Genomic DNA, 18,973 nt, shown 5'->3' on the forward strand with positions numbered 1-18,973 from the left:
TGAGGGCCCGGCTCCCCGCACGGGGGCCGGGCCCTCATCCGTACCGCCTCGTCGTCTGCGTCAGGTGCGCGGGTAGCGGGCCAGCCAGCCGGGCGCGTTGAGAGTGGGGCCGTGCAGGGCCGGGCCCTGGGTCATCTCCATCGCGAAGTCGTCGGCGAGTTCCAGGATCGTGGGCCTGCCCTCCAGCTCGCAGAGCCAGGCGGGCGGCAGCGCCGTCTCGCCGTGCAGCACGCCGAGCAGCGCGCCGGTGATGACGCCGGTGGTCTCGGACGGGCCGTCGTGGTTGACGGCGAGACGCAGGCCGTGCCGGATGTCCTCGCCGACGAGCGCGCAGTAGACGGCGATGGCGAGCGCGTCCTCGGCGTTGTCGCCCGCGCCGAGCGAGGCGATGCGGGCGGGGCCGGGGATGCCCTGGCGTACGGCGCCGAGCGCATGCTTGAGCGCGTCCGTGACGGGCTGGTGGCCGGGGCGGGCGGCCAGCAGCGCGAGTGCCCGCTGCACAGAGCCGTCCAGGGTCTCGCCGCGCGCCAGTCCGTGCACGATCACGGCGAACGCGCCCGCCGAGAGATACGCGGTGGGATGGCCGTGGGTCTGGGCCGCGCACTCCACGGCGAGCTGGCAGACCAACTGCGGCTCCCAGCCCACCAGCAGCCCGAACGGCGCGGAACGCGCCAGTGCGCCCGCGTCGCGCGCGGTGGGGTTCTTGGGGGCTTCGAGGGTGCCCATGGTCTCGTCGCCGAGTCCGACGATGCAGGCGTTGGACGGATCGCGTCGGGTGTAGAGCCACTCCTCGCGGGCGAGCCAGCCGTTGTCCTTGCGGCGCTCGTCGGGTCCCCAGTCGCGCTGGGTCGCGGCCCATCTCAGATAGGCGCGGTGCACATCGGTGGGCGGGTGCCAGGCTCCCGTGTCCCGGCGGACCTGCGCGCGTATCAGCCCGTCGACGGTGAACAGGGTCAGCTGGGTGGCGGCGGTGACCGCCCCCCGGCGGCCGTGTGCGGGCACCAGGTCGGCGACGCCGTCCGGGCCGTGGGCCGTGCGTATCTCCTCCAGCGTGAGCGCGGCGACTCCGGCGCCGAGCGCGTCGCCGATGGCGCCGCCGAGCAGGGCGCCGCGCACGCGGGCGCGGAAGTCCTGCTGTTCGGCACGGCCCCAGACGGCCGTGGCTGCTGCGCTCACCGCGCGTCCCTCCCTGGACGTCGAACGTATGCCGCAGCACTTTAATCGACGAGAGTTTCGGGTGACCGCGTCCGTGGGTGCGGGAGCCTGTCCGCACGGGTGCGGCCACCTGGGGGTGCGGCGGCGTCGGCCCGCGGCCTGCCCCACCCCGGAGGGGCTCTGAGGGCGCAGCCCACAGCTTCGGGAAACGGCGCGGGGAAGACTCCCGCGCGCCGGAGCGCCCGCCCGGGCCGCACGCCCGCGCAAGCCCGGCACTCAGGCCCCGGACACCCGCAGCACCGCCTTGCCGCGCACCCGGCGGGACCGCAGCGCGTCCGCCGCCTCGGCCACGTCCTCCCACGGGCCCTGCCAGCCGAGGTCCACCGACAGGCTGCCGTCCGCGACATGTCGTACGAGCTCCGCCAGGTCCGCGCCCGGTGCGGAGAGGTCGTTGATGAACGAGGTCAGCGACTTGGCCGGGCCGATCGTCGAGTACGGCTCGAAGACCGCGGGCTCCCCGGAGGTCCAGCCGACGCTCTGCAGGCTGCCGCCCGGCGCGAGCAGCTGCCACGCCTCGAACAGTTGCGGACCTCCGACGCTGTCGATGATCACGTCCACCGGCCGGTCGATTCCGGCGAGGCCGATCACCACTTCGTCGGCCCCGGCCTTCACCAGGCCCTCGCGGCGGGGCGCCGAGCCCACCGAGGCGATCACGTGTGCGCCCGCGTGCGCCGCCAGCTGGACGGCGAACCGGCCCACACCACCCGAAGCGCCGGTGACCAGCACCCGCTTGCCGGGCCCCAGCCCACCGGACCGCAGGGACCGCAGCGCGGCGATCCCGGCCACCGGCAGCGCCGCCGCCTCCGCCAGACCGACCTGCTCCGGGACTTCGGCCAGCGCGTTCACGTCGACCGCGATGCGTTCGGCGAAGGCGCCGGGCTGGAGCGCCACCACGCGCGTTCCCACCGCGGGCCCCGAGCCGTCGGCCGCGGCCTGCACCACCACACCGGCCGCGTCCGAGCCAAGCACCGCGCCCGGCGGTACCCGGCCGGACTTGGCGTCGTTCAGGTCGCCGTAGTTGAGCGACGCGTAGTGGACGTCCAGCAGCACCTGCCCGGACCCGGCCACCGGGTCGGCCACTTCGCCCGGACGAACCGCGGCGGGCGCGGACGGGTCGACGACAAGGGCCCTGACGGACATGCGTACTCCTAAGGATTGAGTGGAAGCAGTTGGGAGCAGGTTCAGTGGGAGCCCAGCAGCCGTTGCCGCTGCTCCAGGGCCCATGTGTAGTCCGATTTCAGGGCCAGCGCCCGTTCCAGGTCGGCCAGTGCGAGGTCGGGCCGCCCCAGTCCCTCGTACGCCATGGCCCGGCTGCCCAGCGCCCAGTAGTACCCGGGCCGGAGCCGCAGCGCCTCGCCGTACTGCTCCACCGCCTCCGCGTGACGGCCCGCGAGCCGGTACACGTCGCCGCGCTCGCCCGCGATCCCGGCCTTCTCCGGAGCCGCCCGCTCCGCCCTGTCGAGGTCCTCCAGGGCCCCGTTGACGTCGCCGAGGCGGCTGCGAATGTGGGCGCGCCGCATCAGCGCCCATGCGTAGCCGTCCCACAGCTCAACGGCACGGTCCAGGTCCTCCAGCGCCTCCCGCTGCCGACCCAGCCGGAAGAGGGCCTGCCCCCGGCTGCCCAGGACCACCGGGTCGTCCGGGTCGAGCGCGTGCGCCCGGTCGAGCACGGCCACGGCCTCCTCGTAGCGACCGGCCCTGCGGTATGTCTCCCCGCGCTCGCGCACCGCCGACGACCGGTCGGGCGCGATGTCCTCCGCCCGGTCCAGGTCCGCGAGCGCCAGGTCGTACTCCCTCATGGCCCGGTAGGTGACCGCGCGGCCCTGGTACGCGCGTGCGCTGCGCGGGTCCAGGCTCAGCGCACGCCGGTAGTCCGTCAGCGCGTCCTCGTACGCATCGGCGCGGAAGTGCGCCCAGGCGCGGGCGACGTGCGCGGCGAGGCGGCCGTCGGCGTCGAGTTCGGTCCGGGTCAGCAGCAGGCTCAGCAGCCCGATGCCGTACGGCCGTTCGTCGTCCAGCGCGCTCTGGCACCGCCCGGCCCACGCGCGCAGCCATTCGGTGTCGCCGTCCTCGGCCGCGTCGACGAGGGTCCGCACCCAGCGGCCGGCGGCCGGCGGATCCTGGTGGCAGGCGTCCACGCCGTCTCGCAGCACGTCCGGCAGCGCGGCACGCGGCTGCGCGATCAGCAGGTGGTACGTCTCCTCCAGGCGCGGCTCGCGCCACGACTCCAGGGTCCACCGCTCGTCGGCGTCCACACCGTCGCCCGCGGCCGCCCGCCGGCCGCCGAACGCGGCGGCGAGGCGCGCGTGTCCCGCGGTCCAGCGCTGCGGCGACAGGGTGCGCAGCAGCCGCACCATCGGATCCCGTACGACATCGTGGTACTGGACCCGGCCGCCGCGCTCGACGACAAACGGCAGCGCACGCACCCAGCCGAACATCCCGGCCGCGTCGCCCTCGACGGCCGCCCGGAACACGTCCTCGTCGAGCCGACGCGGCAGCGCCCCTTCGAGCGCGGCGGAGCGGCGCACCGGATCACGCTCCCACTTGAGGAAGCGCTCGACGGCCGTCGCGGCGGGGTCGTCGACGCGGCCCGGGTTCTCGGCGAGCGTGGAGACCAGGACGGGCAGCCGGCCGGAGAGCCTGAGGACGTCCTGGACGATCTGCTCGTCCAGGACGCCGTTGGCGGCGAGGAGTTGGCGGGCCTCGGAGTCGGTGAAGGGCGCGAGCGGGAGATCGGTGATGAAGTCGGCGCAGTCGGCCCAGCAGTTGGGGTCGAGCGGCCGCTGGCCGGAGAGCGTGACGACGACCCGGCCGGGCAGCTCGCCGTACCGGTCGGTGGTGATCAGATCGCGCAGCCAGGGGTCGAGGAACGGACCGGTGCGTTCGTAGGTGTCGAAGAAGAGCGTGATCCACGGGACCTGGGCCGCGATCCGGTCCAGTTCCTCGACCAGGACGGGCGTCAGGAACTCGACCGGGTCGAGGACCAGTTGGGCGTCCTCGTGCTTGCCGAAGCGGCCCATCAGCGTGGCTTTCAGATGATCCGCGCCACGGGCGAACCGGTCCGGGTCGACGCCGCCGACGAGCGCGCCGACACCGGGCACCATGCCGAGCCCGATCAGCCCGGCCTGAGCCGCGACGACCGATCCGGCGGACGGGCCCTCCTGTGTCTCGGTCGTCGCCGACTCCGCCTCGTGCCGCCGCTGCCGGTACGTCGCCAGCATCCGGTCCAGGTCCTTCAGCGGGTGGCCCTGGCGCGCGAACTGCGCGGCGAGCGCCGTCATCGCCTCCGGCACGCTGTTCACCGACTCGTCGAGCGTGGCGGTGAGCGCCCGGCGTTCGCGCGCGACGTGCTCCAGCTCGCGCACGAGCGAGGTCTTGCCGACGCCCGCGCTGCCGTGGACATGGAAGACGAAGCGATGCCGCTCGTCCTCCACCGGCACGTCGAAGTTCGCCCGGAAGAGGGCGAGTTCGTCCCGCCTGCCGACGAACCCGGCGCGCCGGCGACGCCTGATCAGCTCCTGCATGGAAGGTGCCGAAGCTGTAGACGATCTCGATGATCCGGCCCGCTGCCCCATGGGCCCCAGTGTCTCAGCCCCAGGGCCTTTCGTCTGGATCTCGCCGGGCTCGCGTGCCCTGCCACCGCGCCTCGCCGCGTTCCACGGCACCAGACCCGCTCACTCATCCGGCCTGATCCAGACGACAGGCCCTAGTCGAGCACCGGCAGCAGCTCCGGCAAATGCCCGTCGGACGCGGCAGCCGCGCGGATCCGCTCCTCGGGCACCTCGCCGTACAGCGTCGTACGCGGCTTCGCCGGACGCCCGGCCGCCTGCGCGATGGCGACGAGGTCCTTAACGGATCGGTACGAGCCGTAACTGGAGCCCGCCATGCGGGAGATGGTCTCCTCCATCAGCGTGCCGCCGAGGTCGTTGGCCCCGGAGCGCAGCATCTCCGCCGCCCCCTCCGTACCCAGCTTCACCCAGCTGGTCTGGATGTTGGTGATGTGCGGGTGGAGCAGGAGCCGTGCCATCGCGGTCACCGCGCGGTTGTCGCGGGTCGTCGGGCCGGGCCGGGCGATCCCGGCGAGATACACGGGCGCGTTGGTGTGGATGAACGGCAGTGTCACGAACTCCGTGAAGCCGCCGGTCTCCTGCTGGATCCCGGCGAGCGTACGGAAGTGGCCGAGCCAGTGGCGGGGCTGGTCCACATGCCCGTACATCATGGTCGACGAGGACCGGATGCCCAGCTCGTGCGCCGTCTTGACGACTTCGATCCAGGTGGCGGTGGGCAGCTTGCCCTTGGTCAGGATCCAGCGGACCTCGTCGTCGAGGATCTCGGCGGCGGTCCCGGGGATGGAGTCGAGCCCGGCCTCCTTCGCGGCCGTCAGCCATTCACGGATCGAAAGTCCGGTCCTGCTGGCCCCGTTGACGACCTCCATGGGCGAGAAGGCATGCACATGCATGCCGGGAACCCTGGTCTTCACGGCCCGGGCGATGTCGAAGTACGCCGTGCCGGGCAGGTCGGGATGGATGCCGCCCTGCATGCACACCTCGACGGCGCCCACGTCCCAGGCCTGCGCGGCGCGGTCGGCGACCTGGTCGAGGGAGAGGGTGTAGGCGTCGGCGTCGGTACGCCGCTGGGCGAAGGCGCAGAAGCGGCAGCCGGTGTAGCAGACGTTGGTGAAGTTGATGTTGCGGGTGACGATGTATGTGACATCGTCGCCGACGACTTGGCGGCGGAGGTCGTCCGCGATCCGGGTGAGGGCGTCGAGGGCCGGCCCGTCGGCGTGCAGCAGCGCCAGCGCTTCTTCGTCGGTGAGCTTCGTCGGATCGTCGGCGGCCTGCTTGAGCGCCGACTTCACATCCGTCTCGATCCGGGAGGGCACCATGCCGGGCGCGGCGGCCTCGCGCAGCTCGTCCCAGTCGCCGTAGACATGGTCGAAGTCGTCGCGTCGGTCGGAGGTGCGCCCGTCGGTGTCGATGGTCCGGTGCAGGTCGGTACGTCCAGTGGCGGTGAAGGCTTCGTCCGGCTCCTGCCAGGCGTGGCCCTCGACGACGGCGTCCTCGCGGGCGAGCCCGGTTTCGGGGTCGACGAGCGCGCGGACGTGCGGAAGCAGCCGGGGATCGAGCCAGGGCTCGCCGCGCTGCACGAACTCCGGGTACACGCAGAGCCGTTCGCGCAGCTCGAACCCGACCTCGGCGGACCGCTCGGTCAGCTCGTCGATCTGCGGCCAGGGCCGCTCCGGATTCACATGGTCGATGGTGACGGGCGAGACCCCGCCCCAGTCGTCGATCCCGGCGCCGATGAGCCGCGCGTACTCCCCCGCCACCAGATTCGGCGGCGCCTGCAGACAGGCGGACGGCCCCATGATGTGCCGCGCGACGGCGACGGTGGCGACCAGCTCGTCCAGCTCGGCGTCGGGCATGCCGCGCATCGCCGTGTCGGGCTTGGCGCGGAAGTTCTGCAGGATCAGCTCCTGAATGCCGTGGTACGCACGGGAGATGCGCCGCAGCGCGAACAGGGAGTCGGCGCGCTCCTCGTACGTCTCACCGATCCCGATGAGCAGCCCGCTGGTGAACGGGACGGAACTGCGCCCGGCGTCCTCCAGCACTCGCAGCCGTACGGCCGGCTCCTTGTCCGGAGACCCGTAGTGCGGCCCGCCGGGCTCGCTCCACAGCCGGGTCGCCGTGGTCTCCAGCATCATCCCCATGGACGGCGCAACGGGCTTGAGCCGCTGGAAGTCGGTCCAGGACAGGACTCCGGGGTTGAGATGGGGCAGCAGCCCGGTCTCCTCCAGGATCCGGATCGACATGGCACGTACGTACGCGATGGTGTCGTCGTACCCGTGCGCGTCGAGCCACTCCCGGGCCTCGGGCCAGCGGTCCTCGGGCTTGTCGCCGAGGGTGATCAGCGCTTCCTTGCAGCCCAGTTCGGCCCCGCGCCGCGCGATGTCGAGGACCTCGTCGGGCGACATGAACATCCCGTGCCCGGCCTTGCGCAGCTTGCCCGGCACGGTGACGAAGGTGCAGTAGTGGCACTTGTCGCGGCAGAGCCGGGTGAGCGGAATGAACACGCTCTTCGAGTAGGTGATGACGCCGGGCCGACCGGCCGCTTCGAGGCCCGCGTCCCGCACGCGGGCGGCGGACGCGGCGAGATCGACCAGATCGTCCCCGCGCGCCTGCAACAGGACGGCGGCCTCGGTGACATCCAGCGCCACACCGTCACGGGCGCGTTTGAGGGCGCGGCGCATGGCGTTCTCGGTGGGCGGTGCGGGACGTTCTACGCGTCCGGGCTGGTCATCTGTCATGAATCGAGCATACGAGCGCGAGGGAAGAGGGCGGAGGATGAGGGCGGGGTGAGGTATCCCTCGGATACGGAGCCCGGTAGGTATGTTCGATACGCCCCGACTCTCCCCTTTTACTCCGTTGCTTTCGAAAAAACGGCCGTGGCAGCATGCGAGGCATGACCAATCAGGGGGATGGCATACCGGAGCCTGCGCAAGCGCTGCGCCTGACGGATCTGACGGACGGGGCGGACGGGGCGGAGACCGCACCGGCCGCGGTTTCGGTGGTTGAGGCTTCGCCGGATGAGCAACTCGCCGCAGCTCGCCGTGAGTTTGCTGTGTTGCTCGGGGAATTCCGGCGTACGGCGGTACTGGTTCCGATCGACCCGCACGGCAGCCTGTGGACCGCGGAACAGGGCGGGGTCCGGTGGATCTGCGCGTTCTCCGACGAGGAGGCGCTGGCCCGGTTTGCACAGGCACAGGGCGACGCCGAACGTGAGTGGACTTACCAGACGATCCTCGGCGCACGGCTGCTGGACGCGATGGTGCCGCTGCTGCCGGGACCGGGCGGCGTGGCGCTGGACGCGGGCAGCGAGGACGGGATGCTGTTCCCGCCGGTGGCGGGGATCGTGCCGGATGAGGCGGTTGTTGATCTCGGGGACGCGGTCGCGGATCGCGGGGACGTTGTGAATCGCGGGGGAGCGGGATGAGCGGGAACAAGCCGGATCTGGCGGCGCCTCCAGGCGCGCTGGAGCAGATCGCGAGCGGCATCAACGGGGCGCATGCGGAGCTGAAGGAGCTCGGCATGATCGGCGAGGCGACGACGGGCCGCGGACTGACCGATCTCGCGCTGTCGGGCCTGGAGTTGGGCCACGCCGGGCTCACCGAACAGTTCAAGACGTTCTGCGAACGCTGGGAGTGGGGCGTGCGCGGCCTGATGCAGCGGGGCAACGCGTTTGCGATGGGCGTGGGCCTGTCGGCGGGCGGATTCGCCGAGCAGGAGCGGTACATCAAGGACTCCGTCAAGATCGGCGTCAACTCGATCAACGGCAACCCGCACTTGAGCGAGGACGAGGTCAAGGGCAAGAGCTGGGACGAGATCAGCAAGCAGACGGCGTTCGACAACCCGGACTACAGCGCGGAGTCGTTCTCGGAGGCCCATGAAGAGGTGAAGCAGACCTGGAAGGACACGGCGTACGACGTCGAGGACGGGCTGCTGGACTCCATGGAGCGTTCGGGCGTGATCGACGGAGCGACGCGTGACGGCGCGGACGAGAAGCTGAAGGACTGGTTGGACCCGTCCGAACAGGCCGTCCAGCAGGCCGAACAGCCGACGTGGGGTGACCGCTGATGGGCGGCCTCGGAGACCTCGCCGGCGACATCGTCGGCGGAGGCTACGACAAGCTCCGCGACGGCGTGGAGTGGGGCAAGGAGAAGGTCGGCGAGGGCGTCGACTGGACCACGGACAAGGTCGGCGCGGGCCTGGAGAAGGTCGGCGCGGAGGACTGGGCGGACTCGGTCGAGGACTGGGGCGACCGCACCGCGTCCTCACTCGGCGCGGAGGTCGGCGAGCAGCAGCTCGGCCAGACCGAGGAAGCCAACGAGCTGATCCACGGCAACACGGGCAAGATCGCCGGCACGGTCAAGAACCTGCGCGACTTCAAGACGGCGTTCAACAACGTCGGCCAGGGCATGAAGAAGCTCGACTCGGGCCACTGGAAGGGCGAGGCGGCGGAGACGTTCCGCGAGAAATTCACGATGCTGCCGACGGACTGGCTGCATGCGTCGGACGCCTTCGAGGACGCGGCCAAGGCTCTGGAGACGTACTCCAAGACGATCACGTGGGCGCAAGGCCAGGCGAAGGAGGCGATCGCGCTCTACAAGAAGGGCAAGGAGTCCTCCGAGAACGCGGTCACCTCGTACAACGAGAAGGTCGACGCCTACAACGCGGCCCGGAACGGCCCGAACCCGCTCCCGAAGCCGGACCCCTTCTCCGACCCGGGCAAGGGCGAGCGGGACCGCGCACACGAGATCCTCAACGAGGCGCGCCGGCAGCGGAACGAGTCCGCGGACACGGCAAAGAAGGCGGTCGCGGCGGCCCTGGCCCACGCGCCGAAGGAGCCGACGGGCCTGGAGCGGGCCAAGCTCGACCTCGCTGACTACGGCGTCGCGCAGGGCGTCGAACTGGCCCACTTCGGCGGCGGCGTGGTCAAGGGAACGGCGGGCCTGGTCAACTTCGTCCGCAGCGTGAACCCGACGGACCCGTACAACCTGACGCACCCGGCGGAGTACTACAAGGGCGTCAGCACGACGCTGGCGGGGCTGGCGTCGACGGTGGCGCATCCGGACAGGGCGCTGAAGAACGCGTGGGATGCGGCGAAGGGGGACCCGAGCGAGTTCCTGGGGCGGCTGGTGCCGGAGTTGATCGGCACGAAGGGCGCGGGCGGTCTCAGGTCGCTGGCTCGGGCGGGCGCGAAGGACCTGGCGGACAGCCCGCCGGGGAAGGGGCGCGCGGGCGTAGAGGATCCGTCCAAGCCGTCTCGGCCGCAGGATGCCGTGGAGAGCAAGGGCACGGACCCGATCGACCTGGCCACCGGCGTGATGTACCTGCCGCAGACGGACATCACCCTGCCCGGTTCGCTCCCGCTGGTCTTCCGCCGCCGTGTGGCCTCCGACTACCGGGCGGGGCATTGGTTCGGCCCGTCCTGGTCGTCAACTGCCGATCAGCGCCTGGAGATCGACTCCGAGGGTGTCGTCTTCGTCTGCGAAGACGGGCTCTTGCTCGCCTACCCACACCCCGCACCGGGCGTTCCGGTCATGCCGAGCCACGGCCCGCGCTGGCCGCTGGACGTCGACACCCACGGGGACTACACAGTCACCGACCCGGACACCGGCCGTGTCTGGCACTTCGCCCCGCGCAGCGCAGACGTCGCCCCACTCGCCCAGATCGACGACCGCAACGGCAACTGGATCACGTTCGAGTACGACGAGACAGGCACGCCGACGTCGATCGTGCACCACGGCGGCTACCACCTGAAGCTCACCACGAGCGAGGGCCGCATCACGGCCCTGCACCTGGCGGGCGCGGCCCCGGACGGCACGGACCAGGAGATCCTGCGGTACGGCTACACCGAGGGGAACCTCACCGAGGTCATCAACTCCTCTGGTCTGCCGCTCCAGTTCGCGTACGACGAGCGGGCTCGGGTCACGTCGTGGACGGATACGAACGGAAGCCGGTACGAGTACGGGTACGACGAGCGGGACCGGTGTATCGCTGAAGGCGGCATCGCCGGTCATATGGCGCTGAGCGTGGACTACGACGGCGTCGATGCCGACACGGGATTGCGCGTCACGACGGCGACCAACAGCAGCGGTGCAGTGCGGCGTTACCTGATCAATGAGGCACATCAAGTCGTCGCGGAGATCCACCCGTTGGGAGCGGTCACACGTTACGAACGGGACCGCTACAACCGGCTGCTGTCCCGGACCGACCCGCTCGGCCGTACGACCCGCTTCGAGTATGACGAAGCTGGACACCTGACATCTGTGATCAGGCCGGACGGGCGGCAACTGTCGGCCGAGTACAACGAGCTGGGCCAGCCGGTACGGGTTACCAACCCGGATCGGACATCGATTCGCCAGGAGTACGACGAGCGGGGGAACCGCGTCGCGGTCATCGACCCGTCCGGCGCGACCACACGCAGCATCTACGACGACCGGGGTCGCCTGACTGCGATTGCCGATGCCCTGGGCAACACCACCCACATCCGTAGCAACGCCGCCGGCCTTCCCGTCGAGATCACTAACCCGCTGGGCGCGGTCACGCGGATCGGCAGGGATCAACTCGGCCGCCCTGTGACTCTTACCGATGCGCTGGGCGCCGCTACTCGCGTCGAATGGACGCCCGAAGGCAAACCTGCCCGTCGCATAGAGGCGGATGGCACTGAGCAGTCGTGGACGTACGACGGCGAAGGCAATTGCATCAGCCACACCAACGCCATGGGTGCGGTCTCCCATTTCGAATACACCCACTTCGACCTGATGACGGCGCGCACGGGTCCCGACGGAGTGCGCTACGAGTTCAGCCACGATGACGAACTGCGCCTGATCCAGGTTCTCAACCCTCAGGGGATGACCTGGAGCTACGAGTACGACGCGGCAGGCCATCTGATATCGGAATCGGATTTCGACGGCCGCACGCTCGCCTATTCCAACGATGCGGCAGGCCGGCTCTCCGCACGTACCGACGCGCTGGGTCAGACCATCCGCCTTGAGTACGACGATCTCGACCGCATCGCCTCCAAGGACGCCGCCGGGCTGGTCACCACTTTCACCTACGACCTCTCGGACCAACTGGCCGAGGCAGTCTCCCCGGACGCGACGATCACCTACCTCCGCGACCGCTTCGGGCGCCTCAAGTCCGAGACGGTGAACGGCCGCACCATCACATACGACCACGACGTGTTGGGGCGACGCATCTCTCGTACGACGCCGTCAGGCGCGTTGAGCACGTGGCAGTACGACCCAACCGGTCGACGTTCCACCCTCACGACTTCAGGCCGCACCCTGACGTTCGAGCGTGACGCAGCAGGCCGAGAGCTCACCCGGCGCGTCGGCGACACCATCGCGTTCGAGTCCTCCTTCGACACTCTGGGCCGTCTCACGGACCAACAAATCACCAGCGCGGGCCAGAGCCTTCAGCGCCGTGGCTACACCTACCGCGCCGACGGCAACCTCATCGGAATCAACGACCAGCTCTCCGGCGCTCGAAGCTTTGACGTGGACGCTGCCGGCCGCGTCACCGCCGTCCACGCCGCAGGCTGGACCGAGCGCTACGCCTACGACGAGGCCGGCAACCAGACCGAAGCCTCCTGGCCGACAGCCCACCCCAGCCAAGAGGCCACGGGCCCGCGCGCCTACACCGGCACCACGATCACCCGAGCCGGCAACGTCCGCTACGAACACGACGTACTCGGCCGCATCACCCTCCGCCAGAAGACCCGCCTTTCCAGGAAGCCGGACACCTGGCACTACGAATGGGACGCCGAGAACCACCTGACGCGGGTCACCACGCCGGATGGCACGGTCTGGCGCTACCAGTACGACCCACTGGGCCGCCGCATCGCGAAGCAACGCCTCGCGGCCGACGGAGAGTCGGTCCTGGAACGGGTCACATTCACCTGGGACGACACCACCCTCTGCGAGCAGACCACCCAGTCCGAAAACATCGCCAACACCGTTACCCTCACCTGGGAGCACAACGGCCTGCGCCCCCTGGCCCAGATCGAGCGGGTCCTCACGGCGGATACGCCGCAAGAGGAGATCGACGAACGCTTCCTCGCCATCGTCACCGACCTCGTCGGCACGCCTACCGAACTCATAGACGAGTCTGGCGCCTTGGCGTGGCACACCCGCAGCACCCTGTGGGGAACGACGACTTGGGCGACGGCAAGCACTGCGTACACGCCGCTCCGTTTCCCTGGCCAGTACTTCGATCCAGAGAGCGGCCTCCACTACAACTTCCACCGCCACTACGACCCGGAAACGGCCCGCTACCTCACCGCCGATCCGCTGGGCATGGCGCCTGGACCCAATCCAGCCGGGTACGTACATAATCCGCTCACCGGAAGCGACCATCTGGGTCTCGCACCTGACTACCATCACTTCCATACCGTGCAAGATCGCGCAAACGCCGAGCGATTGCGCGGCGACGGCACGCCTTGGCCTACCGAGGATATTCGCGGGCAGTATGGTGAGGGAGTCTATTCGTGGGGGTCGGCGGAGGAGGCAATCCGCTATGCTGAACGCTTGAGCAGCCGGGGGGCTGATGTCGAGATTCTGAACTTCAGGGTTTCCGCGAAGGATTTCGATGCCATGCACAAGGCTGACGTCATCAAAATGACACCGGACGAAGCTGAAGCCTTTGTCGATAAGTACAGCCGCCTCTATGGCGATGGGGCACCACACGACTTCGACTACGTCCGCGGCCCGACCGGTATGGGCGATGAGCATTTTTTCAGCAAGGACATATTCCACCTGTTGAAATTCGACTGAGAGTTAGAATGGCCAGAACGTTCAAATATCGATTGCGGAGCCCGGTTGGCGGACTCGCCGCGGACTTGACTGCTCACGCATACTTTCCACCGACACCTCCTCCAGGCAATATTCAGATCCACCGCCGAATTTGGTGCACGCTGCCATCTGAAGGAATGCACTGGAGGGACGTGGCATGGCTTTCTCTCGGAATCTCAGTCCATTCCGAACCGCTCACATCTATGCATCCACTCGGTTTGTGTATCGAAGTGACCTCCCTCCAGTTTCCACTGAGTGACTACAGATCTGAAGTAGCGGCACTCACAATGGATGGATGGCTGAGGGAAGAATTCAAACTGCCCGACGTTGGTGTCGGAGTCGAGTTCACCGGCGCGGACGGTACGTACAAGTTCCAGTGGGGTGAACTCAGGAATCCCATGTCCGACGACTGATTGATACCACCTAGGTTGGCGTGAGTGCTCTTGTCACTCGGTACCCACCCGACCCTGCCGGAGTACTTTTTCAACACCCTCGACGGTGTAGCGGAACTGAACAAGAAATTGATAGCACCGCCACAACGGGATGCAATCATTCAACACATGATGGGCGGCTTTTAGACCCTGTAGGGGATTCGACAAATGGAAGATCGCCTGCATGCGGTGTCTGAAACATCGCTGGTGCGTGAAATTTTTGGCCCACTGGGAGGAATCGTAGAGCTGGGCGCGGTCTCCGTAGCTGGCCCAAAACCGCTCAACGATGTATCCGTCGGAGACTTCGCCGCGAACCACCGAAGCGAACTGGACCACATTCTCGTGGCGATTCGCGAAATCGGCGATTTCCATCCCTCGACCATGGCACTCGTTGATGAGCTGGGATGGCACAGGGATCACGAGGTCACAGCACCGTCCCTGCTGCTCTGGTCTGGCAGTATCGAACCATTTTCACCACATCTGGGATGAACCGACAGCCGTGCAACGCATGGTTCGCATGGGCACGGACCTTCAGTTGACTAATTTCATGCATGCACTGATTGGCACTGCGTCGTCCATGGGACGACCTGTGCCTTCGTCTTCAGAGCTCATCGTTGAAGCCGTTGGCACGTCTGCCGCGTTGTCGGGAATCAGCAAAGAGACGGCCACGTGGGACATCTTTCGCATGTGGCGCGTGGCGTTCCTTCCTAGCGTTCTGCCGCCCTCCTCGAAGTCGCCGGACACCGTTAAGGCACGCTTTAGGGGATACGCCCACACCCTGGAAAACCTACTCTCTCATCAAATGCCATGCCGAAGGAAGGAGTAGAAACATGCGGCCGGTCAGCCCGGTGGGGATTCTGAGTGTGCTTGCAGGACAATCCGCCTACGCACAGCACAAGGCTGAAATGCTGGATCAAGTGAATTGCGTCCCCCTTGACGAAAGGCTCCTCATCGCCTCATACATGCGAAAAGGGAGTGTAGTTCTGGCCATCATGGAGTACACGACTGACATCCTGGGCGCAAAATTTGGCACTTCTGGCGGCAGCGGAATTCTCACCGACGGTGAATTCTACTGGCGTGGCGATGCCGCCGATTACGTCGAAGTCTACGGCGTATCTCCAGGTCCAGAATTCATTCAAAGAGTCCGCGATCAGAATGGCGAACCTCTGGCGTTGACTCAAGATGAGATCGCCGATATCGACGACTTTTTCGTCGCCATGCGCCGTATAAATCCAAGAGGCGATGGGCCCGCAGGAAAGAGCCGCACCCCATGATTAGTGTGCAGTTTTCCGTGCGGCCGGACCAAGGGGATCCCAGCGGATTCGACCTCGGAGACATGGCTCTAACCGGCGGCCTCGGGAGTGCTGGATCCGTTGGGCACACCCCTGATCAGGGAATGATGATCCATCTCTCCGTGACGCTCCTTCTCGACAATCTCGCAGAACTGATGAAAACTGGCGCCAAGCTGTTGGATTTTACCGGCATCGACACGTCTTTCGGAATCTCTTTCCGCGAAGACAGAGCGGGCATAATCACTGTCTCTGCAGAGAACAGGCCGCTGACCAAAGTCACTCAGGGTGAGCTTGCAGGGGCGGTGTTTGCCGCGGCGCAGGAACTTGCGGCCGGTAGCGTGCTCAAGCTCCCTGAGCGGGATTCAGCGCGAGCGGACTACTTCGCTGCTTTGGATGGGTTTCGACCTCTGGTCGAGCGATCTGCTTAGTGATGTATGCGCACACAGGAGAATTCGAATTGGCCGACGTTGGGGTGGGAGTCGAGTTTACTGGCGCGGCAAGTCCGCATCAGTTCCACCGGGCTGGGCTTTCAATGTCAAGCACTGCGTCAGGTGAAGCCCGATGAGCGGATCCAGCAGATTGCAAATATATGAGGTGGAAGACGCGAGTCGGTCTGGAGCGATTTACATCGTGCGATGTGTGGGAGGAGTTGTCCGTGTCGGGCAGATGTTCACGTGCGAGCGCCCATCGCCGAGCACGGCTGCGGATGTGCGGCTGAGCCTGGACCGGATCGAGCGGTACGGGCGGGACGTGGACTTCGTCGACCCGCCTCACAGTGCGAGGGTTCACCTTTCCGGTGACTGGTTGCCGACCCTTGTGCGTGGCGACATCCTCAGCTCCCTACCGGCGGGCGCGCCGATCGACGATCTGGAGACCTGACCGTGCAGGCCATCCCTTTCCTTGTCTCGTTCATCACGACTGGCCGGCTACACGGCCTGGGAATCGGCTCCACCCTCACCCAGGTCGACGAAGCGATTCACTGCACCTTCTTCGATGACAGCGGCGATGAGGGCCTGTACCTGCGCCGGGACTACGGATTCGTCGAGTTCTCCTTCAACCCCGGGCGGGAGTGGGTCATGACCGGTGCCTCGATCGAACTGCACCGACTGGTGTCGGGCCACGAGATGGCAGAGAAGTGGCGCGAGCGCATGAACGTTGACTTTCCCTCACATCTCTCCTGGGACGACCTGCATGACGCACTGTCCCGTGACCCATGGTTTCCGCATCTGACGGTGAAGGACCAAGGAGGGTTTCTCGAATACAGGGCAGCTGCAACAGATGTTTCCGTCATCGTGAACGACGACGATGGAGAGCACGGTTGGCCCCGGCAGGGGGATGTGTGGAGCGTCAGCTTGTGGTCTGCCGAACGGGCGCTGTGAGCCTCAACCGGGAGTTTCGGCTCCGTCGATCATCTGGTGCATCAGTGCGACGGGCAGCGCAGGATTCCTCGCCGCGTCGGCCGCCGTGTCCATGTCCCGCAAGAGGCGTACCAGGACCCGCGCGGGCAGACACGGATGCTGAGCTGCCGCGCGGCGGACGTGCTCGTGCGGATCGTCGAGCAGCCGCACCGCTGCGGCCGCTCCTAGCCGGGGATCGGTCACGGCCCGGTACCGTACCTCCACGTCGGAGTCACGGCTGAGCAGATCGACCAGCTCGGCCGTGGACTCGGGGTCGTCCAGAGCCAGTTGCCGCATCCTCGGGTTCGGGTCGTCGGCGTACCGCAGCAGATCGTGACGCGGGAAGTTTGGGTGAGTGCGAGGCCGGCCGGGGTACGTGAGGCTGCCGGACCACCACTGCGACACTTCCATGAGCATCTCTGCGGGCGCGTCGTCGCAGGACTCGGCGAGGAAAAGACGTACGACGGGATCCTCATCCCGGGCCAGGAGTTCGACCACATCCGGCGGCAGGTGCTTGGCGCGAGCTGCGCTGCTGCGCAGCAGCAGGTGCGACGAGGTAGCGCAGCGGCGCATGGCGTCCGGGTCGTCGTGCAGTGCCGCGACCCACGGGAGAACGCGTCGCATGTCATCCGGGTCGATGTCCACCTGAACGGACGCCCGCTGCTCCTCGGCAAGTTCGGGGCGCACGGACACGAGGAATCGGACATCGTCGTCCGGGTCGTCGGCGAGGACGGCCACCAAGTCTGGGTCCACATGCGGATTCGTGGCGAGGGCTCGGCGCACAACCGGATCGTCATGCACCGAGAGCTGCTCCGCCAGCACCCGATCAAGGCGGCACTTCTCCGCCACGCGACGATCCTGATCCAGTGTGGCAAAGACCGCGCCGGACATCGGCTGGTCCTCGTGATGCCGCAGCAGCGCTGCGACGCGCACCTCATGGTCCGGGTCGGCAAGCAGTACCTGCCGCGCCGAAGCAACCAGATGCGGCCAGGCACGCCTCAGCGCACGCGTCCGCACGCCTGGCTCGGGGTCGGCGGCCAGCGCGATCCGCAGCGGTACGGGCAGGCCGGGCAAGCTCGCGGCGTCCTGGCGGACCTCGGCGGAGGAGTGGGTGGCAAGCCGCTCGTAGGCGGCGGCGCTCAACTCCGCACGTGCGTCCGCCACGGATTCGGCCAGCCGCAGCAGACGCGTCGCGTCCGTCTCGCCGAGCACCAGCCTGCTCCACTGCTCGGTCGTCATGCCCCGCTGGCCCTCCGCCAGGAGCATCCGGACCGGCCACTCCGCGTGGTCGATGGCCGCGTCGACCACGGCAGGCGGGAGTTTGCGCCAGAAGAAACGCGATGTATGGCCCACCAGCCGCACCAACACGTCCTCCTGCGCGGCCTCGTTGAACCCCAGTCCGTCCGCCCAAGCCTGCCGCAGCCGCTCGGTCGGCTTGGGCCCCCGGGACAGCCAACTCCAGGCTGCCTCACGCTCTTCGCCGGTCTCCCGCGCGGCTGCCAGTGCGGCCTCGTCCTGCCGTTCCTTGACCCGGTCCACGGCGATGAGCCAGACCTCGTACTCTTCGGTCGTCGCCCCTAGCAGGGCATTTCCGTCCAGCGAGACAGCGACGAGTTCCGGCTGCCCAGGCCGGTCTCCGAACACTCCGGCGATGTCCCAGACCTCGGTGAGCCGTACCCGGGTCCAGCGTCTCGGCGTCCCGCCGGCGACGTCGATCAGGAAGACGCCATCCTCGCCGAGGATCCCGTATTGGACGGCAAGCCGGTGCCATGCGGCATTCAGCTCGGCGACCAGGTCCGCCGTGTCCAGCCGTACGGCCACGGTCGGCTCCGCGGAACCAGCCACGACCGGCCGCCACGCGGCCCGCGGCGGCAGCACATGCTCGGTCCGCGAAGGCTCGACGACTTCCAGCCCGGCGCGCCGCAGCAACTCCGCGAGCTCATCTCCCCCAACCGTCATGGGGGCCATTCTGTTCTCTGTCACTAGTGGGTAAGCAACTTGCCTACCCTGCCCACCAGTTGCGCGACCACGGTGCTCTGGATGCCCGGCTGCCTGGCCACCCTGCTAGAACGGGAATCGCGGGGATTCACCGATGTCGTTGCGCTCTCACCGGCAGCCGCCTTCGGCTGCTACCCCCGGTTGCCCCTGGATGGACCGCCCGGAGACGGACAATCAGCGCCCTGGAGAAGTTCTGGGCTGTGGCCACGAGGTTCGACAAACGCACATGCATCTTCCACAGCACCGTCATCGTCGCCTCGATCCGACTCTGGCTCCGCTCGTGATCCG

13 protein-coding genes and 1 pseudogene are annotated in these 18,973 nt (G+C 67.9%); 9 read left to right on the top strand and 5 right to left on the bottom strand.

Translation table 11 applies throughout. From position 1 onward, the window contains the following. Positions 1 to 60: 60 nt before the first annotated feature. The 4 genes from ACH4YL_RS21710 to ACH4YL_RS21725 all read right to left on the bottom strand — a co-directional run bounded on the left by ACH4YL_RS21710 (position 61) and on the right by ACH4YL_RS21725 (position 7,519). Positions 61 to 1,176 carry an ADP-ribosylglycohydrolase family protein gene (locus ACH4YL_RS21710; protein ID WP_398509024.1) on the bottom strand — a complete coding sequence of 372 codons (1,116 nt, stop codon included), beginning with the start codon at positions 1,174 to 1,176 and terminating at the stop codon, positions 61 to 63. A 255-nt stretch (positions 1,177 to 1,431) separates the two neighbouring features. After that, positions 1,432 to 2,355 (bottom strand): zinc-binding dehydrogenase, encoded by a 924-nt coding sequence (locus tag ACH4YL_RS21715; RefSeq protein WP_398509025.1) that lies wholly within the window; start codon positions 2,353 to 2,355, stop codon positions 1,432 to 1,434. Positions 2,356 to 2,396: 41 nt separating this feature from the next. Further along, positions 2,397 to 4,739, bottom strand: a complete 2,343-nt coding sequence (locus ACH4YL_RS21720) for a tetratricopeptide repeat protein (protein WP_398509026.1) — start codon at positions 4,737 to 4,739, stop codon at positions 2,397 to 2,399. Between the two features lie 182 nt (positions 4,740 to 4,921). Beyond that, the gene (locus tag ACH4YL_RS21725; RefSeq protein ID WP_398509027.1) at positions 4,922 to 7,519 is read right to left on the bottom strand and encodes a bifunctional FO biosynthesis protein CofGH; all 2,598 of its coding nucleotides are present in this window, start codon (positions 7,517 to 7,519) and stop codon (positions 4,922 to 4,924) included. 155 nt (positions 7,520 to 7,674) lie between these two features. Between ACH4YL_RS21725 and ACH4YL_RS21730 the strand changes: the two genes are divergently transcribed. The 8 genes from ACH4YL_RS21730 to ACH4YL_RS21765 all read left to right on the top strand — a co-directional run bounded on the left by ACH4YL_RS21730 (position 7,675) and on the right by ACH4YL_RS21765 (position 16,669). Then, positions 7,675 to 8,205: an SseB family protein gene (locus tag ACH4YL_RS21730; RefSeq protein ID WP_398509028.1), complete on the top strand. Its 531-nt coding sequence runs from the start codon at positions 7,675 to 7,677 to the stop codon at positions 8,203 to 8,205. Beyond that, positions 8,202 to 8,846, top strand: a complete 645-nt coding sequence (locus ACH4YL_RS21735) for a hypothetical protein (RefSeq protein ID WP_398509029.1) — start codon at positions 8,202 to 8,204, stop codon at positions 8,844 to 8,846. The genes ACH4YL_RS21730 and ACH4YL_RS21735 overlap by 4 nt, the downstream gene beginning before the upstream one ends. Beyond that, entirely contained in the window at positions 8,846 to 13,549 is a 4,704-nt protein-coding gene (locus ACH4YL_RS21740; RefSeq protein ID WP_398509030.1) for a putative T7SS-secreted protein, read from the top strand. Before ACH4YL_RS21735 ends, ACH4YL_RS21740 begins: the two co-directional genes overlap by 1 nt. A 617-nt stretch (positions 13,550 to 14,166) precedes the next feature. Then, positions 14,167 to 14,487 carry a hypothetical protein gene (locus tag ACH4YL_RS21745; protein WP_398509031.1) on the top strand — a complete coding sequence of 107 codons (321 nt, stop codon included), beginning with the start codon at positions 14,167 to 14,169 and terminating at the stop codon, positions 14,485 to 14,487. Positions 14,488 to 14,828: 341 nt separating this feature from the next. Beyond that, on the top strand, positions 14,829 to 15,272 hold the full coding sequence (locus ACH4YL_RS21750; RefSeq protein ID WP_398509032.1) for a hypothetical protein: 444 nt from the start codon (positions 14,829 to 14,831) through the stop codon (positions 15,270 to 15,272). After that, positions 15,269 to 15,718 (top strand): hypothetical protein, encoded by a 450-nt coding sequence (locus ACH4YL_RS21755; protein ID WP_398509033.1) that lies wholly within the window; start codon positions 15,269 to 15,271, stop codon positions 15,716 to 15,718. The genes ACH4YL_RS21750 and ACH4YL_RS21755 overlap by 4 nt, the downstream gene beginning before the upstream one ends. A gap of 211 nt (positions 15,719 to 15,929) precedes the next feature. Beyond that, positions 15,930 to 16,169 carry a hypothetical protein gene (locus tag ACH4YL_RS21760; RefSeq protein ID WP_398509034.1) on the top strand — a complete coding sequence of 80 codons (240 nt, stop codon included), beginning with the start codon at positions 15,930 to 15,932 and terminating at the stop codon, positions 16,167 to 16,169. A gap of 2 nt (positions 16,170 to 16,171) precedes the next feature. Beyond that, complete coding sequence (locus ACH4YL_RS21765) at positions 16,172 to 16,669, top strand: hypothetical protein (protein ID WP_398509035.1); 498 nt, start codon at positions 16,172 to 16,174, stop codon at positions 16,667 to 16,669. Between the two features lie 3 nt (positions 16,670 to 16,672). Here the strand turns inward: ACH4YL_RS21765 and ACH4YL_RS21770 are convergent, their stop codons facing one another. Next, on the bottom strand, positions 16,673 to 18,646 hold the full coding sequence (locus tag ACH4YL_RS21770) for a PE-PGRS family protein (RefSeq protein WP_398509036.1): 1,974 nt from the start codon (positions 18,644 to 18,646) through the stop codon (positions 16,673 to 16,675). A gap of 206 nt (positions 18,647 to 18,852) precedes the next feature. Here ACH4YL_RS21770 and ACH4YL_RS21775 point away from each other — a divergent pair. After that, positions 18,853 to 18,969: pseudogene (locus tag ACH4YL_RS21775) on the top strand (IS5/IS1182 family transposase); the annotation flags it as partial. Between the last annotated feature and the right edge of the window lie 4 nt (positions 18,970 to 18,973).

This window comes from Streptomyces sp. NPDC020681 (assembly GCF_044334895.1).
GTDB lineage: Bacteria > Actinomycetota > Actinomycetes > Streptomycetales > Streptomycetaceae > Streptomyces.

What these genes read in the sequence shown, in the direction of transcription:
- ACH4YL_RS21715 (WP_398509025.1), bottom strand. Translation starts at nt 2,355, where the DNA reads ATGTCCGTCAGGGCCCTTGTCGTCGACCCGTCCGCGCCCGCCGCGGTT.
- ACH4YL_RS21720 (WP_398509026.1), bottom strand. Translation starts at nt 4,739, where the DNA reads ATGCAGGAGCTGATCAGGCGTCGCCGGCGCGCCGGGTTCGTCGGCAGG.
- ACH4YL_RS21725 (WP_398509027.1), bottom strand. Translation starts at nt 7,519, where the DNA reads ATGACAGATGACCAGCCCGGACGCGTAGAACGTCCCGCACCGCCCACC.
- ACH4YL_RS21730 (WP_398509028.1), top strand. Translation starts at nt 7,675, where the DNA reads ATGACCAATCAGGGGGATGGCATACCGGAGCCTGCGCAAGCGCTGCGC.
- ACH4YL_RS21735 (WP_398509029.1), top strand. Translation starts at nt 8,202, where the DNA reads ATGAGCGGGAACAAGCCGGATCTGGCGGCGCCTCCAGGCGCGCTGGAG.
- ACH4YL_RS21740 (WP_398509030.1), top strand. Translation starts at nt 8,846, where the DNA reads ATGGGCGGCCTCGGAGACCTCGCCGGCGACATCGTCGGCGGAGGCTAC.
- ACH4YL_RS21745 (WP_398509031.1), top strand. Translation starts at nt 14,167, where the DNA reads ATGGAAGATCGCCTGCATGCGGTGTCTGAAACATCGCTGGTGCGTGAA.
- ACH4YL_RS21750 (WP_398509032.1), top strand. Translation starts at nt 14,829, where the DNA reads ATGCGGCCGGTCAGCCCGGTGGGGATTCTGAGTGTGCTTGCAGGACAA.
- ACH4YL_RS21755 (WP_398509033.1), top strand. Translation starts at nt 15,269, where the DNA reads ATGATTAGTGTGCAGTTTTCCGTGCGGCCGGACCAAGGGGATCCCAGC.
- ACH4YL_RS21770 (WP_398509036.1), bottom strand. Translation starts at nt 18,646, where the DNA reads ATGACGGTTGGGGGAGATGAGCTCGCGGAGTTGCTGCGGCGCGCCGGG.